Below are 16,736 nucleotides of genomic sequence, written 5' to 3'. Positions count from 1 at the left end.
GAATAGAGGGATAAAGTGTTATGCGTTAAACGTCAATAGTTAAAGGAGAGGTTGACATAAACGAATATATTATATATAATTACTTACATAAAGTAACTTAGTGTTTAATAGTAATTATAAAACGTAATGGAAAGGAACAAATAATATGGAAAAGAAATTCTTCGAGGAGCCAACCATATATGTTGGTGAGGTTAATATAAATGTTACAAATCTGGAAAAAGCGCTTCATTTTTATCAAAATATTATCGGATTCAATGTACTTGAACAAACAGACAGTAAAGCTTTGTTAACTGCAGATGGAAAAACGCCTTTGTTAACATTAGAACAGCCAGCTGACGTTGTGCCAAAAGAGGATAGAAAAACTGGATTATTCCACTTTGCGATTCTTTTACCAAGTCGCGCGGATCTTTCTTCGTTCTTAAATCATATCGTGCAGACAGGAACACGATTGGGAGCCTCTGATCATTATGTTAGTGAGGCACTTTATCTTAATGATCCAGACGGAAATGGTATTGAAGTATATCGTGATCGGCCTTCATCTGAATGGAGTTGGTCAGATGGGAAGGTTGCAATGGCTACCGAACCTTTAGATGGGGAAGGTCTGCTTGCAGAAAGTAAGAAAGAGTGGAATGGTTTGCCTAATGAAACCGTAATGGGGCATATTCACTTGCATGTTGCTAATTTGGCTGAAACAGAGAAATTTTACAAGAATGGCCTTGGATTTGATATTGTTACAACCTATCCTGGTGCACTTTTTACATCGACCGGCGATTACCATCACCACATTGGGTTAAATGTATGGAACGGGGAAGGTGCTAAAGCCCCATCCAGGAACAGTGCTGGAATGAATTGGTTTACACTTGTTTACCCAAACGAAAAAGTAAGGGAAGAAACAGTTGGGCAACTAAAACAGGTTGGAGCTGATGTGAAACAAGAGTCAGACTACTATATAACACAAGATCCATCTGGGAATACAATACAATTGATCCTAAATTAATAAGGCTGTTTTCTTAAATCACGGATTCAGTTTTGAAGTAGAAATAGATGCGAATAACAATAGAAGTATCATACAAATAGCATATATTTCAGTAAGATAATAACAGTATAATTTTCAAATCAAAAAAAGCACAGAATTTAATTTCTGTGCTTTTTCAATGTTAAGATTATTGCCTTTTTCCACAATTGCATCCCGTTTAAGGATTATCATATCGTATAAAATCCCCATAAATACCACCCAATAAAGCAATTCTTGCAAACTAGGATAGGTTGCTTTTATCCGCAATTGCCCAAATTCTGTCCATTCTTCTTTCGTCTACTTTCCGTATCTCTTTAACGTTATATTTTTTGTCGAATATAAAGGCGGTTAGTACGATAAGGGCTACTGGTGCTACTAAAAAGTATATCCAAATCAAGGTTTCCACCTCCCTTAACTTACTTCTTTATACAACTAAATGTTTCGCTTGTTTAATAATACTTCTATACTAATATTAACACAAAAATTTCAGTTCCTTCAAAATATTTCGATAAATCTAATGAAGACACTTAAATTAGCAGTGCGAATCCACGTAAATTAATAAGAGTACATAAATTTATGTGCTTCTGTTAAATGCTATGCTAATTTACATGTTATTTTCCAGCGGCTTCATAGCACTTAGCTAATTTTTCATGTTAGTTCGCAGTTTATATCAATTGCGATGTTATTAACCTAAGAATAGAGCCTTTAAAAAACCGTTCTGCCATATACGTGCAGAACGGTTTCTTTTTTATATATTTTGATACCATTTACTTGCTGCTTCTACTTCACTGTATGCTAACTGGTGACCATTTTTCTCCCAATGGAGCTCTACACTTGCACCAGCATTCTCCAATAATGACTTAAGGTCCTCTGATTCCTGTGCTGGACAGATTGGATCATTTGTCCCTGCGCCGATAAATACATTTTTTCCAGAAAGATCTGGCAAGTCAATTCCTCGTCTTGGAACCATTGGATGATGCAGAATGGCGCTTTTTAGTGAATCTTTATAATGGAATAACAGGCTTGCTGCAATATTTGCGCCATTTGAATATCCAATCGCGATTATATTGTTTCGGTCAAAGTCATTTTCTTCCGCTGCTTCATCGAGGAATTCATTTAATTCTTTTGTACGAGCGATTAAGTCTTCTTCATCAAATACACCTTCAGCCAATCTTTTAAAGAAGCGTGGCATACCATTTTCAGATACATTTCCGCGTACACTTAACACATTGGCATCTTTGTCAACTTCTTTGGCTAGTGGAAGCAGGTCCTGTTCAGTCCCTCCAGTGCCATGCAGTAATAGTAGTGTTGGTTTTGATTGGTCATTTCCTTTTTGGAATATATGTTTCATTGTATTTCTCCTTTCGACTTCAGTTTATTTTTTCTTCACACTGTCTAAGCCTATTCTTTTTAGGATATCGATAACTGATTCCAGCTCTTCAGGACTTACATCTTCAAAAACCTTCTCGATTACCTTCTCGTGTTGTGGGAAGATATCATCCATCAGTTTTTTTCCCTGAATCGTTATTCGAACATGAATAACTCTTCTGTCTTCTTCACTGGTAATCCGTTCCAATAGCCCTCGTTGCTGTAGCTTGTCAATTACGTAAGTCATGGACCCACTATTTATCAGTACTGCATCACAAATCTGATTTACAGTTAGGTCACCTTTATGATACAAAGCTTCCAATATTGTAAATTCAGTGATACTGACACCATAACTTTTTATATCTTTCTTAATACGCTCCTCAACAGACTTTGAAGCCCGCATCAGTACCACAAAAGCGTTTAATGATAAATTTCTATTCATAATACCATCTCTCTTCGGGAGTTTATTCTGAATTAAAGATAATTATAAAGTAAATAACATAAAGAAGTCAAGAATCGGTGCCTGTCACTTCTCGATTTTACTGGCGAATTATCTTTCGGTTGATTCATTCGGTCTAATTAGGTAGTTTGGAGGAAGAAACACTAAAATCCGAACGGAGGGTGATTTAATTGGGAGTATGTAATATCGATCATTCACAAGAATCTGTTGTAAAGAAGCTTAAAAGTCAAGAAGAGTTCCTGCCACAGGATTTAACTGATAAATTGTATCATTTTTTAGATGAAGACCGTTCGCAGGAAACACTAAACGAAATATTCCATCTTTTTAAGAAGTATGATTTGGCTTCAAAAAGTGAACAGGAAGAGAGAGATGGCCAATTAATAAAACTTATAAGCTAAAATATAGATTGAAAAAACTGCCATCCATATATTTGAATTGGATGGTAGTTTTTTAAGCGATAGAATCTGACTTTGACTTAGTATAATCAGCAAGTTTTCCCTGATATACTAACTGAAAGGAAGGTTCCTCCTGTAAATCATGGGGGGTTATCAAAGATAGTGGTTTCCTGAAGTTAAAGTTGTCAGATTCCATCAATACAGAAGCAACAAATTCAGAGCAAAAGAAGGCATTTTCTCTGTTAAATTGTTTATTTAGCAATATGGCAAATAACCCTAATAAATTATAACGGTAGTTTTCTTTTTGAGATTCTATTTTTTGTATATAGGCATTCATTTTATTAATTTGATAGTCATTAACTGTGCAGCAATAAATGGCACACTTGGCATTCGTAAACAACTCTTCCGAAATATTTTCTTTAACAAATCCACCGAAAAAAGGGTTTCTGCGACTTGTTCTCCCAAAACTATAGACTCCCATCAGATTTTTATCAAAAGCTATTGATGCATGATTAAATGGTTTCTTAGTGTATAGCTTTATCATTCTCGTAAATAGTGTACCAGTGTCTGTTAATAGCACGTAGATCTTTTTATTTTTCATCATGAAATACTCCTTATCGTTTTATATAAGGTAATTTTAAAGATTACGTTCAAACATGATAAGCGACCTCGGTAATATTTTACAATAAGTCTTGAGGCGTATTTTAAAAAAAATAACCTGTTCGCCTTTACAAATAAAGATTAATTTTATATAGTATAGATACCTAATAATTCTAGGTAGGTGAAAAACATGTTTAATCGTGAGCTTGTGAAAGGGAGTACGTCCCTGCTTGTTTTGCAATTGTTGAATGAACGAGACATGTATGGTTATGAGCTGGTTAAAGAGATGGACTTGCGAAGTGACCATCATTTCCAAATAAAAGAGGGAACGTTGTATCCTGCGCTACATAAGTTGGAGAAGCAGGAATACATTGATTATTACTGGGAAAATCGGGAAAAGGGCCCGGCCCGTAAATATTATTGTATTACCTCCCAAGGTAAAGAAATTCTTGATGAACGAACGAATGAATGGCATCGTTACGTTCAGGTGATGAACAATCTTATTCGGAGAAATGAATCGTGACGTTAAAAGATCAAAGGTTCTTCCTGGAGTTATCTGAGGAGCTGGGGAATCACCCCGATAAGCAGGAGATCCTGGCAGATTATGAAATGCATGTATATGAAATGCTGCAGGAAGAGTCTATTGATGATAAAAATCTATATAGTGAATTAGTTAAAAGGTTGGGGACACCTCAGGAAATTGCTCAAGTATGGAAGCAAGAGACAACAATTACGCCCAAAAAAACACAATGGTTATTTGTCCTTATTAATGCTGGGATTTTTATTGGTGGAGCTCTGCTCACACTCAGCTACAATATGTTTCATTGGAACTGGGCGGAATTACTTTGGGAAAACCTGATAAATATACCTTTTATTATTATGCTGTTATACATAATGTTCTGGGGACTTTTAGGCTATGAAATAGGAAAAGAATTTGGTCATGGTGGATACAGGTTATTGCAAAAAACGTTTCTTTTTTCAATTGTGCCAAACATATTACTGATGTACTTAATCATTTTTAAAATTATTCCGTATACATGGTTTCAGCCGCTTTTAAGTTTTCGGTTTATTGTAGTTTGTATTGTTTTTACCGCATTTCTTTATCCTGTCAGCATGGTTGGTTATCGGTGGGGAAAGAAAGTATCTGTATAAACGGGCTGATTGTCTTTTGTGGAGTCAGTCCTGATAAGATATATATTTTTTTGCCTATATACATAGAATAACGATGTATATAGAATAACATTGTATTGGTGGGGTATTATGGATATTAAAGTTCAACAAAAAGATTGGTTGTTTTTGCTTGTTTGCTTAGGGTTGGGGATTCTGGCGGAGCTTAGTTTTTTTCATGGAAGTATAGGTGTTTCGTATCTGGTGTTTATCGCTGGATTATATGCTGTCGTGTTTCTTCGCTTTCGTCTGACATTTACCCATCGAAGGATCGGTCTGCTTGTCATGGTGGCCATCTGGCTGTTGGCTGCAAGTTATCTGTTGTACGATAACTTCCTTTTCTATAGCCTTAATAGTTTTATTATACCGGTGTTAGTCTTTTTCCATATTGTTTTAATAACAAGCCCAAATAAATTGAGGTGGAGTACACCAGTATTCGTGACGCTCCTTACAAATAAACTTGGTGAAGGGATTAAATACAGCTTATCTTTTTGTAATAAAGGGTTTAGAAGAATATTTAAGAATATGGATGAACAAACAGCACAAACGGTGAAGCGGATTTTAATTGGGGTAATAATTGGACTTCCGCTGCTTTTGCTAATAACAGGATTGTTAATGTCGGCAGATGCTGTGTTTCAGGATATCGTGTTACGCTTCCCGCGCTATATCGTACAGCTTAATTTCCTGGAAGGAGCCTTTCGATTTGTAATTGTAATCGTTTTGACCTTTGTATTTTTTGGTGTCTTTCAGGTTCTGCATGGACGTCCGAATCCAAAGGCATCTGATTATGATACAGAAGAATGGAATGTGCGCTGGAACAGTGTTACAGCAATAACTATTCTGGTCTTGCTTAATTCTGTGTACGTTCTATTCGCAGCGATTCAATTTAAGTACTTTTTCAGTAATGGGTTGCAGGAGGGCTTAACATTTGCCGAATATGCAAGGCGAGGTTTTTTTGAGCTAATAATTGTTACTTTAATTAACTGGACGATATTAATAAGTTGTTTAAAACTAATAGATGAAAAACGAAAATCATTGAAGATAACCATTAAGATTATGTATTCACTGCTAATCGGGGTAAGCTGTGTTATGCTTGCATCCGCTTATCAACGTTTAAGTATGTATGAGGCGGCATATGGATTTACATTGGACCGGATTCTTGCCCATGCATTTATGGTATTTTTAATCGTAATTTTTGCTTACACACTAATTAAAGTGTGGGTCGAACGGTTATCATTACTGCATTTTTACTTAATTGTAGGATTATTGTTTTATACCGGGTTAAATGTTATCCATATTGAAAAAATCATTGTTGACAACAACCTGGAACGCTATGAACGTACTGAAAAAATAGATATACACTATTTAAATTCGTTATCTTACACTGGCGTGAATGGGTTAATTGAATTATATGAAAAAAATCCAGAATATCCGCAATTGGAAAATGTGCTGGCTAACCGAATAGAGTGGGAAGAGAGACGTTCTGAAGGCTCATGGCAATCCTTCAACTTCATGAAACTAGAGGTAACACAAAAGCTACGGGAACTTGAACTTAAGGAGGAGAGCAGATGAATTCATATGTACCAAAACATGTTGCCATTATGATGGATGGAAATGGCCGGTGGGGTAAAGCAAGAGGACTCAGCCGGAGTGAAGGTCATTTTGCAGGTGCAAAAACAATGGAGAAGATTATTGATGCCAGCATAGAATTAGATATTAAAATACTTACATTGTATGCATTCTCTTCAGAAAACTGGTCACGACCAAAGCATGAAGTTAGTTACTTAATGCATTTACCGGTAAAATTTTTTAATCAAAAGTTGCCTGAATTTATGAGAAGAAATATTAAGATACTAATTTCCGGAAACATGGCAGACCTGCCAGAACTAACGAGAAAGGCACTTGTAAAGGCTGTCGAAGAAACAAAAAATAATGACGGGCTTATCGTGAACTTCGCTTTTAATTATGGTGGTAGAGCTGATATTCTCCAGGCGGTCAGAAAAGTAATTCAAGAGGTTCAAAACGAACATACAGCCTGGGATAATGTGAGTGAAGAAATGATACAACAATATTTATACACGAAGGATCTGCCAGACCCGGAACTTGTAATTCGCACTGGCGGAGAGAAAAGAGTGAGTAACTTTCTGTTATGGCAATCTTCCATGTCAGAACTATACTTTTCGGATGCTTATTTTCCTGATTTTAATAAGGAGCTACTTTGTGAGGCAATTAATGAATTGCAGAGGAAGAATTCAGTTCCGAACTATAGTTAAAAATAAAGCTGTCATCAGATGTGGAATCTGGTGGCAGCTTTTTCGGTTTTTAGGAAACCTAATATGGAGCGCTGTGGATAACTGGACTACAGAATTAGCTACAGCTGATTACAACTAATGAAATATACCATCCGTGACATATTTTTTGGAATCAAAAATTTTGATACTCAATATGATTAGTCTTCAGCAATAGGGCCAGATTTTTGAAGAAAAAAGGGAGTTTTTATGCCGCAGAAATTAACTAAATCATTTACGGACAAAGCGTTATACGGAGTATGACAGACAGGTGCGAATCCGGAATAACGAATGGAACTTTTCCTTCTGGATTTGGCCATATAGTTAATAATTCTTTACGCAGATAATTGGGTTCTATTTTAAAACTATATCTTGGGGAGTGTAGAAGATACACAAAACAACCTTTCAAAAGAAGAATCATTCCCTATAATGAAGATACATTGATTATTCAGTGTATCTTTATTTTAGGGTGTTTTTTTGATCAATTACCGGTAAACTTTGAGGAAACACGGCAGAGAAATGGATGAAAGAATTCTGCAGTTGGTTATGAAGTTTCCTACAGTGCCACATATTTATTTTAACTTGCATCAGTATGAGATATTCCTTGATTGTTAGCGGACTATTTTTAGAAGGTGTTTTATTTACTCCTGATGGAAGAGGGGGAGTACTATTGGATATGAAAAAAAGACTGAACCTTTACCGGTCCACACCATGGTTTTAAATATAATAATCATACTGCTCAATCATGATAGCGTTTGCTAATATTATTTTATAAAGAATTCAAAAAACTTAAATCCTTTATTTTAAAAAATCGTCTTACTATATGAGGTGATAAAAATGCCGGCGGATCAAGAATTAATAGATAGTATTATAAATGGCAACGAAAATGCTATGGAAATTTTGACAAGAAAATACTATCCTAATATCTTTTCATTTGTTTATCGGAAAATGGGTGATAAAGAGGTTGCCTACGACCTAACACAAGAAATTTTTATAAAAATGATTAAAAAGATTCACACGTATTCAAGCAAAAGTACATTTAAAGGTTGGTTATATACAATTGCCGCCAATACCTGTAAAGATTATTGGAGAAGCCTGAATTTCAAAAACTTATCCAAACAGTCAGCGTTACCAGGAAATCTAAAAAGTAAATTTAATATTAGTCATATCCTTGAAAGAAATGAGAAACGAGAAGAAATTAACACAGCTATAAATAACCTTCCGGATTATCAAAAAGAAGCAATTATCCTAAAATATTTTCATGATCTCAAAATTAAAGAAATAGCCAAGATAACCGGTTCCACTATCCCTACCGTGAAGTCAAGGTTAAAACAAGGTTTGGGTAAATTGGCAAAAGTATTAGATGGAGGTGTGAATCATGAGTGACAAGAAAATAAATAATGACAATGTATTTTATGATGAAGATGCGGATCAAGAGTTTAAAGACTTAGAGAATATAGTTGTTACAATGTTTGATCATAGTGAAATTAACTCTCCCGATGAACGGAGAATTACATCAACGATTAATAAGATGAAACCCTTTGTCAAGAAGAAAAAGAGATACCGCTTTTATTTGCGTTTTGCGGCAATTGCTGCCTGTATTGCGATTATCATTCCATTAGCTTTAAATTTTACATCACAGGAACAATTCAACACGGGTGGGCAGGTGTTTGGCAAAGTTCCGTTATACAAGGGCTTGGAATCGTATTTTCACGAAGAGAAGAATGACATTATAACATATGCTTACAGAATTAATGGAGATAAAGATGAGGTGATTAATAATTATTATATGGAAATTTTACCAAAACTTGGATGGAAGTCAAAATACGGTACTCCGTCACGAGAAGACTCAGCACCAAAAGTAAACTCCGCATTTGAAGTACACTGGTATACCACTTACTGGGAGAAACAAGGATGGGATAAGGAATTAGCAATCAGCATTACCACTATTGATCAAAAAACCCTTGTCCTCTTCGGCAAAGCACCTAAAGATTACATGGAAAATCGCAAAAAGTATAAAAATCCGAATTAGTAGTTTAACCATTATTATAAGGGGGATTAATTGCTTAGGTATATTTTAGATAACTGGAGATACCGAATAAGTCTATTTTTCTTAATGATTATCGTATCAATCATTATCAGTATCGGTTTTAGTTATTATCATTAAGTCAAATAAGCGCACCACCCCACGGTTACACAAGAACTTCAAAAGCGACCATCTTTCCATTATTATCTTGGGAGAAAAAAGGGGGAATAATGTTGACACATAAAATAGAATGTACTGAGGTTAATAAGGTATTTGAGGGTGAGGGAGTAAGGACGTTTGCATTAGAAGATATCAATGTTGAGTTTGATGAAAAAGAGTTTGTTGCAATTGTAGGACCATCAGGTTCGGGTAAATCAACGTTGCTTAGCCTGCTAGGTGCATTGGATTTACCAACAAGTGGAACCATCCATTATGGCGGTTCTCCCGTAAACGAGTATTCTTCCAAACAACTCGCGGATTTTCGCTTTGAAAACATTGGTTTTGTTTTTCAGCAATTTCATCTGTTACCTTCTTTAACTTCTTTAGAAAATGTAATGTCTCCGTTATTTGCGCGGAAAGTATCCTATGACAAAAAAGAGCGTGCAGAAAAATTGCTGGACCAAGTAGGATTGGCCGACAACAAATATAATTCATTGCCATCACAACTTTCAGGCGGTCAACAACAGCGTGTAGCGATTGCCAGAGCACTTGTACATGAACCTCATTGGCTATTGGCTGATGAACCAACAGGCAATCTAGATACCCATACAGGCGAAATAATTTTTGATAGTTTAAGCAATTTAAACAGGAATAAAGGGTGCGGTGTGATTTTTGTTACCCATGATTCTGATTTAGCTGCACGTGCTGACCGCATAGTGGAAATGAAAGATGGAAAAATTATAAGTAGTACAGGGAAGATTGCAAATGTTTAGGTTTACTTTGGAATTCGTTGTGGCGAAGTAAAGGACGATAAGTCCCAGTTATGACACACTCTTTAGACACTTATAACGGATTTTTTATCCTCAGTTTTATAAATAGACCATAATAGAAATGTGTAATAACTAATTATGAATAGTTAATACAGGGGGGGAATAGATTATGGTGAAATTTATATTTAAACAATGGTTGCGTCATAGAGAGAGATTACTAATATCTGTAATTGGTCTCATGCTAATCAGTGGTACTTTAATTTATTTGTTCAGCTTAACGGAATCAACAAAAGAAACAGTAAGTGGAAAACTACAGGAAAAGTGGGAAAGCAGTTATGATCTTTTAGTTACACCACCAGATACTGTTATGAATAAGGACAACTTAATGGAACCAAATTTTTCACTTGGAATAAATGGCGGTATTAGCTATAAGCAATATGAAGGGATAAAATCGATGAGTGGTATCGAGACAGCAGCTCCCATTTCAGTTCTGGGCTATGTTCAGCTCCACATAACGATGGATCCCTTCCAACCCGATAAACCAGGTCTTTACAAAACAACAACTAGAAAAACACACGATAATGGGTTGTTCACCAACAAATTTCCAGGTGAAGAAATTTATCGAACGGTTAATTGGACTGTTAACAGATATCCACAATTCGGTGCAGTTCCTTATGATGCAGGCATTACTTTGAGACAGCCGCAATTAATCGTAGGCATTGATCCGAAAGAAGAGGCTGAACTTGTTGGTTTGGATAACGCTGTTGCGAATCAATATTTCGAGACAAGTGATACAGCAAGAAAAGATACGGAATTTGATCGTGTTTTTCATTTGCCTGTTCTGCTTAACAATAGAAGTTTTTCAAATAGTACATACAAAGTAACGTTGGAAAAGTTGCAAATCCCTTTTCAAACATCCAAGGAGCAACGACAGGTTGCAGAAAAAGTAAAGAAAAAGGGATACGAATACTTACATACAATCGGTACAGAACCTGTTGATACGTACAAAACCTCCGGAAAAGAGCTGGAAGAAATTTACTTTGACAATTTAAATAAGCCTAAAGAAGATTCTTCTATACAGGTAGGTAACACAGGATTGTATTATGAAACAAGTACACTTGACTATGCCGAAACAAAAAGTCCATTCCCAAAACAGTGGGCGATAAGTTACAAAATAGCCAGTAAAAAACTCGCAAGTGAAAATGAAATATTGCAAGATACATCACTTGAATACGGTTTTAGAGAAGTAGATTTAGTTGAACATGAGGTAAACGAAGAGGGTGTACCGTTATTACCCATACTAAGGTTTGACGTTGTTGGACAGTATAATCCGGAGAAATTACAAATCAGCAAGGACCCACTTACCAAGCTTCCCATTCAAACGTATCGACCCGCGGAAGCAAATATTGTACTTGGACCAGATAATGAACCAGTGAATCCAATTCAAAAGATGAAAGGGTCCGGCGAGCCGACAGGAATATTATCAAACCCGCCCAATGTATTAACAACAGTTAAAGCTGCTGAAGTAATAAAAGGCGGAAACAGTATTTCAGCCATCCGAATCAAAGTGAAGGGTATTGAAGAAATAGGGAATGCAGCACAGGGAAAATTAGATGAAATAAAACAGGAAATAGTGAAACAGACTGGATTGCAGGTGACGATTACGAGGGGGTCATCTCCACAACCTACAATCACAAAAGTTATTGATAAAGATAATGAGGCGCTCGGATGGATTGAACAACCTTGGATAAAATTGGGTCAATCCATCACAATATTCAGAGAAATCTCCATGGGATATTCCAGTATTCTATTGGCAGTTCTTTTAATCGGAACTATTTATGTGTTCGCTACTTCTTATGTTTCTTATTTAGCAAATAAAAAAGATTACAGTATTTTTTTAGCTTTGGGGTGGCGCACAAATATGCTCCGTAACATGATGATTCTAGAAGCAATCGCGTTCGTTATTCTAATCAGCCTTTTGGCGATTGTTGTGGAATATATCTTATACCTCAATGGTGCCAAATTCAACCTGGCAAAAATAGGGTTAGTTAGCGTAGCTTCCCTTGTAATGTTTGGATTTGGTATGTTAATTCCACTTATCCGAATTGGTAAGCTCAAGCCATACCAGGGAATTAAAAGTGGTGAAATAGGCTTTAAATCAAAACGATTTATAAAAAATAAATCCATAGTCGGAATGGTTGTCAATCAAGTTTTTCAACGACCAGGACGAAATTTATTATCAGTTTTGGCTATTGCACTTCCATCAACATTGCTGTCGTTTTATTTGTTTGTTTCTTTTCGTTTAGATGGGGTTCTGTATACCTCGTATCTAGGGGAGTTTGTTGCTGTTGAAGTGAATGAAACACATTATTTCATTATGGCCGCAGCTCTACTTATTGGCGTATTAACAACGGGCAAAATGATGTGGCAAAATATAATGGAACGACAAAACGAGCTTGCTTTATTTAAATCAATTGGTTGGAAAAACAAAACAGTGAGTCTAGTTATTGTTTTAGAAGGGGCATTCATCGGCTTTATCGCCGGATTAGCAGGACTTCTTCTATCAATCGGTTACATCGGAATTATGTACGACATTTTCCCTTGGGATTCGATAACTATCCTGTTGTTAACAATCTGTATTCCAATATTTATTGGAATGTTTAGTGTATTGATTCCAGTAATTAAAGCCATTAGAACTAACCCCTATGAACTCTTGAAAGCAAGTGCATAATATATACTAAAATTGAATTAGAATGCTAAAAATATTTCGAGGGAAAAGTAAGTAAATACTTATTACTGTTAAGTTTTAAAATATTAAGATCTTGTAGAAGAAAACGAAAAGACGAGTAATAAATTCCACAAAACATATAATTGAAATAAAATAAGAAATAAAAGTGTAATTAACCTTTAGTTTAACGGAGGTGAGAACCTTGATTTGGATATACTTTTTAGTGGCGCCAGTATCTCTTATCGTGCTAATCGCTTTTATATTCGACAAAAAATATAACGTTAAAGAGATACAAAAAGTAGATGAAAGAAAGGAAGACAGAATATGGGCTATTGCAGAAAAAAGCAACCTCTCCTAGTTTGTAAGAAATACGATTAAAATTGATATTTCTAAAAGGGCGAGTAGTTTAGTTAGGCTGCGCCCTGTATTGTGAATTGAGCCGGATTTTTGAACAGTGTAGGAAACTGAATGATAAAGTCAACCAAAGGATTGTTAAGTTTATCAGTAATTGCCGTAGTACTGGCGATTTTCGGCACTTTTTTTCATATTGAATTTACTGGTAAAGAGGAATTTACGTACACCCGTATTTTGATGTGTTTTGCTACACTTCTAGCTGTTTGCGACGCAGAAGTATCGCCTTGGATGTTCCCGCAAATTGGTTTTCAATAAGATTAGTCTTCAGCAATAGGGTCATTTAATTGAATAAGATTACAAAAAAGTCGATTTCCCTACGTAAAGGAAATCGACTTTTTTAGATTAAATTTTTGCCTATTTTAAAGGTTTTACTTTAAGTTTCTTCGATGAACTTAAAAAATGCTGTTGACTATTCAGTTGAACTGTATTACATTATTATTAAGTCAAACTATATAGTTAAACTGAATAAAGGGTGAGATTATGAAACATAAATTATTGCCGTTGTCTGAAACCATGCATTATATTTTACTAGCTCTACGTGAGCCACTCCACGGCTATGCCGTAATGCAGAAGATAGAAAAAATAAGTAATGGTACCGTTATTTTAGCGGCTGGTACATTATACGGTGCGATTGAAAACTTGAATAAACATGGTTGGATTGAAACTGTTGGAAATTCAGGTCGGAGAAAAATTTATATGATAACCACAGAAGGAAGCGCCATTTTGAAAATGGAACAGGAAAGGCTATTGCATATTTTATCCTTGTATGAAGGAAGTGAATCAAATGAAGAAATTTAAGGTATTTTTTGATATTGAAAAAGAAGAGCAATGGTTAAACGAGCAACTGCAAAAGGGATATTGCTGTACAAATATTAGTGGATTGGGAATATACACTTTCGAAAAAACAGACAATAGATATGTTATGCGACTTGATTATCAAGATTATTTACCAAAGAAAAAGTTCAAGGAATACCAAGCGATATATGAAGATTTTGGTTGGACCCATATAGTGGGGTACCGGATGGGTGGAAAACAGTATTGGCAAAAAGAAGATGGTGATCAAAATGAAATCTTCTCGGACCGCGAATCAAAGGGTAATTATTATAAAAGATTAATGGGGTATTCATTTTGGTTGGGTATGCTGTGTTTGTTTTTTTCTTATTCGATTTACAAGGATTCGGGATTATATTTAACTGAAGGTCTTTGGAGTATGAAAGGTTCATTGTTTTGGAAGGCACTGTTATTTGAAACTCCATTTGTTCTTTTGAGGTCTCTTCCCGTACTTTTGGTTGTTTTCTTTGGCAGCAGTTTCTATCGGGCTTATCGAAAGTATTCAATGTTAAAAGTAAAATAATATACTTGGGATTTATGTATGAACTTTTTTAAAGCTATTGTTGAATAGCGAAAGGCTAATTTATCAGTTAAACAATGATAATTCCGACGTATAGGACATACTAGTGCCGGTGACAACACAGGACATGGGTTCTCACCGGCCAGGCCTTTGTTTAATTAGATTATTTCTGTTTCGTGGCTTGGGTCATCTGGTGCCAAATGGATCCTTTGGCTTCTTCCCCGCCTTCAATTCTGGCCAGTGCCATCTTAACTTGCATGCGCACTTCAAATTCCGGGTCCTCCAGAGCTTGATTTAAGGCAGATATGGCAGTTTCGTCACCAACTTCATATAAATACATAGCTGCACGCCAGCGAACAATCCGGCTTTTATCCGTTAGTGAATTGATCATTTCTGGAATTGCATCTTTAAATCCTAAGTCTGACAGACAATCACCGGCAGTACGTCGTACGTTAACAGCTTTATCTTGGAGTGCTTTATACAAATACGGAAGTACTTCAGGTTCTTCAATCATACCCAAATATGCTGTTGCAAGGCGACGGACAGATGCCTTCTCATCATCAAGTGCTTTATCTAATACAGGAAGATCATCAACAATAGGATCCATCCTGTCCAGTGCGGCATAACGATCCTTCCAGTTTGGCTTATCAAGCATATCGAGTGTAACCTTTTTCCGTGGAGCTGAATTCTGACCACTTACTGTTTCATCTGCTTTAGCGAGTTTAACTAGCTCTGCTAATCGCTCGGAATCATAGGTTGCTTCTATTTCGTCAACAACATCCTGACCAATTTCCTCCACTTCGCCATAACGTGGGCTTTGTTCTACCCACTTTCTTTCCATTAACATATTCTCAGAAGCGACTGAAGCTTCCATTGTAGCGTTCATAAACCGTTCAGGAAGTCCAAAGCGGTGCTCATTATCCCCTTCTTCCAGTTTCACTTGCATAGGGATATACCGGAATTTTTGGATAAAAACTTTTACTTCGCCAAAATTTTCATCGCTTGCTGCAGCTTTGTTTGTTAATCTATCTGAATTCTCTTCAGATGATCCTAATACGTTACGAACTTCAGGCAAAATTTCCTCCCATGGAACGCGCGGATTGCGCTCAAGTGCGATAAAATCGATGACACGGTAAATGCCTTTGACCCCGTTTACAGTAAACAGGTTCTGTACATAATCAGGAGCATGGGTAACGTCGTCATTTAGTTTATAATTTTCTGTTTGTCCATCAGCTAACTGTTCGTCCACGTTTATTTTCATAGAATAAGGGCTTGGTGTTGGTTCAATTGATACAATCTTCATTATGCTTCCCCCTTGACAGATTATCCTATGCTGATTCTAACAAAGATCGATTGGATTATCCATTCGATTGAAAAGGCTGTGGCGTAAATTAAAATCAAATTAGTCGAAGTGAATCCTCATTCCGTTATTCAGCAGAAAAGGTGCTTTCGTAAGGGTGAGACGGATCCTCGTTCCGCTAAATGCAGAAAATCAGCCAAATCTGAGGCAAATATGACAAATAGAGGAATGAGGATTCATCCCCATGCTTAAAACGAGGTTTTTTTTCAAGCAAATAACGGAACGAGGATCCGCCGAACAGTCGAAGTGAATCCTCATTCCGTTATTCAGCAGAAAAGGTGCTTTCGTAAGGGTGAGACGGATCCTCGTTCCGCGAGCGTCCGAGCAAGGGCGTACAATTTGGCAGGTGATACTCCTGCTTGGTAAGACTTCAGCCAAGTCGTCAATACCGAGTCTTGGGCTACCTGCAGAGATGCATGGTGCTAAGCGTAGACAGGGAGGTTAATAGGCCTGAAAGTGATAGAGCCTCGAAATGGGATACATCGGGAAGGTTGACGGTGTGCGGAAACTGGAAAACAACATTCCATGTAGCGTGAAAATGGCGAGCTAGGTGGAACTTCCCCGGGGTCAGTGAGCCAGGCATGTTAACAGTAGATTGTGCGGCAACTCGGGAGACCCTGTTAGCTCTTTTGTGG

General features: G+C 36.5%; 19 protein-coding genes. 14 read left to right on the top strand and 5 right to left on the bottom strand.

From position 1 onward, the window contains the following. Positions 1-145 precede the first annotated feature (145 nt). On the top strand, positions 146-997 hold the full coding sequence (locus ACE1TG_RS16835) for a VOC family protein (protein WP_375053569.1): 852 nt from the start codon (positions 146-148) through the stop codon (positions 995-997). A 259-nt stretch (positions 998-1,256) separates the two neighbouring features. Here ACE1TG_RS16835 and ACE1TG_RS16830 read toward each other — a convergent pair whose 3' ends face one another. The 3 genes from ACE1TG_RS16830 to ACE1TG_RS16820 all read right to left on the bottom strand — a co-directional run bounded on the left by ACE1TG_RS16830 (position 1,257) and on the right by ACE1TG_RS16820 (position 2,825). Further along, positions 1,257-1,412, bottom strand: a complete 156-nt coding sequence (locus ACE1TG_RS16830; RefSeq protein ID WP_375053568.1) for a hypothetical protein — start codon at positions 1,410-1,412, stop codon at positions 1,257-1,259. A 351-nt stretch (positions 1,413-1,763) separates the two neighbouring features. Continuing rightward, positions 1,764-2,366, bottom strand: a complete 603-nt coding sequence (locus ACE1TG_RS16825; RefSeq protein WP_375053567.1) for an alpha/beta hydrolase — start codon at positions 2,364-2,366, stop codon at positions 1,764-1,766. Between the two features lie 24 nt (positions 2,367-2,390). Continuing rightward, positions 2,391-2,825 (bottom strand): MarR family winged helix-turn-helix transcriptional regulator, encoded by a 435-nt coding sequence (locus ACE1TG_RS16820; RefSeq protein ID WP_375053566.1) that lies wholly within the window; start codon positions 2,823-2,825, stop codon positions 2,391-2,393. Positions 2,826-3,013: 188 nt separating this feature from the next. On the opposite strand from ACE1TG_RS16820, the gene ACE1TG_RS16815 reads away from it, so the two are divergent. Beyond that, a complete protein-coding gene (locus tag ACE1TG_RS16815; RefSeq protein WP_375053565.1) occupies positions 3,014-3,241 on the top strand; it encodes a hypothetical protein in 228 nt (75 codons plus the stop codon). 52 nt (positions 3,242-3,293) lie between these two features. On the opposite strand, the gene ACE1TG_RS16810 is transcribed toward ACE1TG_RS16815, so the two are convergent. After that, positions 3,294-3,842, bottom strand: a complete 549-nt coding sequence (locus tag ACE1TG_RS16810) for a hypothetical protein (RefSeq protein WP_375053564.1) — start codon at positions 3,840-3,842, stop codon at positions 3,294-3,296. Between the two features lie 186 nt (positions 3,843-4,028). On the opposite strand from ACE1TG_RS16810, the gene ACE1TG_RS16805 reads away from it, so the two are divergent. The 12 genes from ACE1TG_RS16805 (at position 4,029) to ACE1TG_RS16750 (ending at position 14,744) form a co-directional block, all read left to right on the top strand. Further along, positions 4,029-4,361 carry a PadR family transcriptional regulator gene (locus ACE1TG_RS16805; protein ID WP_209481625.1) on the top strand — a complete coding sequence of 111 codons (333 nt, stop codon included), beginning with the start codon at positions 4,029-4,031 and terminating at the stop codon, positions 4,359-4,361. Further along, positions 4,358-4,990: an HAAS signaling domain-containing protein gene (locus tag ACE1TG_RS16800; RefSeq protein WP_375053563.1), complete on the top strand. Its 633-nt coding sequence runs from the start codon at positions 4,358-4,360 to the stop codon at positions 4,988-4,990. The genes ACE1TG_RS16805 and ACE1TG_RS16800 overlap by 4 nt, the downstream gene beginning before the upstream one ends. Positions 4,991-5,098: 108 nt before the next feature. Continuing rightward, positions 5,099-6,577 carry a DUF4153 domain-containing protein gene (locus tag ACE1TG_RS16795; RefSeq protein ID WP_375053562.1) on the top strand — a complete coding sequence of 493 codons (1,479 nt, stop codon included), beginning with the start codon at positions 5,099-5,101 and terminating at the stop codon, positions 6,575-6,577. Next, complete coding sequence (locus tag ACE1TG_RS16790; protein ID WP_209481622.1) at positions 6,574-7,278, top strand: undecaprenyl pyrophosphate synthase; 705 nt, start codon at positions 6,574-6,576, stop codon at positions 7,276-7,278. The genes ACE1TG_RS16795 and ACE1TG_RS16790 overlap by 4 nt, the downstream gene beginning before the upstream one ends. Positions 7,279-8,130: 852 nt before the next feature. Continuing rightward, positions 8,131-8,679 (top strand): RNA polymerase sigma factor, encoded by a 549-nt coding sequence (locus ACE1TG_RS16785; protein WP_375053561.1) that lies wholly within the window; start codon positions 8,131-8,133, stop codon positions 8,677-8,679. Beyond that, on the top strand, positions 8,672-9,325 hold the full coding sequence (locus ACE1TG_RS16780) for a hypothetical protein (protein ID WP_375053560.1): 654 nt from the start codon (positions 8,672-8,674) through the stop codon (positions 9,323-9,325). Before ACE1TG_RS16785 ends, ACE1TG_RS16780 begins: the two co-directional genes overlap by 8 nt. Positions 9,326-9,549: 224 nt before the next feature. Further along, entirely contained in the window at positions 9,550-10,251 is a 702-nt protein-coding gene (locus ACE1TG_RS16775) for an ABC transporter ATP-binding protein (protein ID WP_375053559.1), read from the top strand. 166 nt (positions 10,252-10,417) lie between these two features. After that, positions 10,418-12,979, top strand: a complete 2,562-nt coding sequence (locus ACE1TG_RS16770; protein WP_375053558.1) for an FtsX-like permease family protein — start codon at positions 10,418-10,420, stop codon at positions 12,977-12,979. A 199-nt stretch (positions 12,980-13,178) separates the two neighbouring features. After that, positions 13,179-13,334: a hypothetical protein gene (locus ACE1TG_RS16765; protein WP_375053557.1), complete on the top strand. Its 156-nt coding sequence runs from the start codon at positions 13,179-13,181 to the stop codon at positions 13,332-13,334. A 110-nt stretch (positions 13,335-13,444) separates the two neighbouring features. Further along, positions 13,445-13,645, top strand: a complete 201-nt coding sequence (locus ACE1TG_RS16760; RefSeq protein WP_375053556.1) for a hypothetical protein — start codon at positions 13,445-13,447, stop codon at positions 13,643-13,645. A 225-nt stretch (positions 13,646-13,870) separates the two neighbouring features. After that, positions 13,871-14,188 (top strand): PadR family transcriptional regulator, encoded by a 318-nt coding sequence (locus ACE1TG_RS16755; protein WP_375053555.1) that lies wholly within the window; start codon positions 13,871-13,873, stop codon positions 14,186-14,188. Continuing rightward, a complete protein-coding gene (locus ACE1TG_RS16750; protein WP_375053554.1) occupies positions 14,175-14,744 on the top strand; it encodes a DUF2812 domain-containing protein in 570 nt (189 codons plus the stop codon). Before ACE1TG_RS16755 ends, ACE1TG_RS16750 begins: the two co-directional genes overlap by 14 nt. A gap of 160 nt (positions 14,745-14,904) precedes the next feature. On the opposite strand, the gene ACE1TG_RS16745 is transcribed toward ACE1TG_RS16750, so the two are convergent. Then, positions 14,905-16,044 (bottom strand): conserved virulence factor C family protein, encoded by a 1,140-nt coding sequence (locus tag ACE1TG_RS16745; RefSeq protein ID WP_375053553.1) that lies wholly within the window; start codon positions 16,042-16,044, stop codon positions 14,905-14,907. Between the last annotated feature and the right edge of the window lie 692 nt (positions 16,045-16,736).

Source organism: Virgibacillus sp. JSM 102003, assembly GCF_041949995.1.
Lineage (GTDB): Bacteria > Bacillota > Bacilli > Bacillales > Amphibacillaceae > Lentibacillus.
Note: the sequence above shows the minus strand (reverse complement) of the source record. Positions and strands in the feature narration are given on the sequence as shown.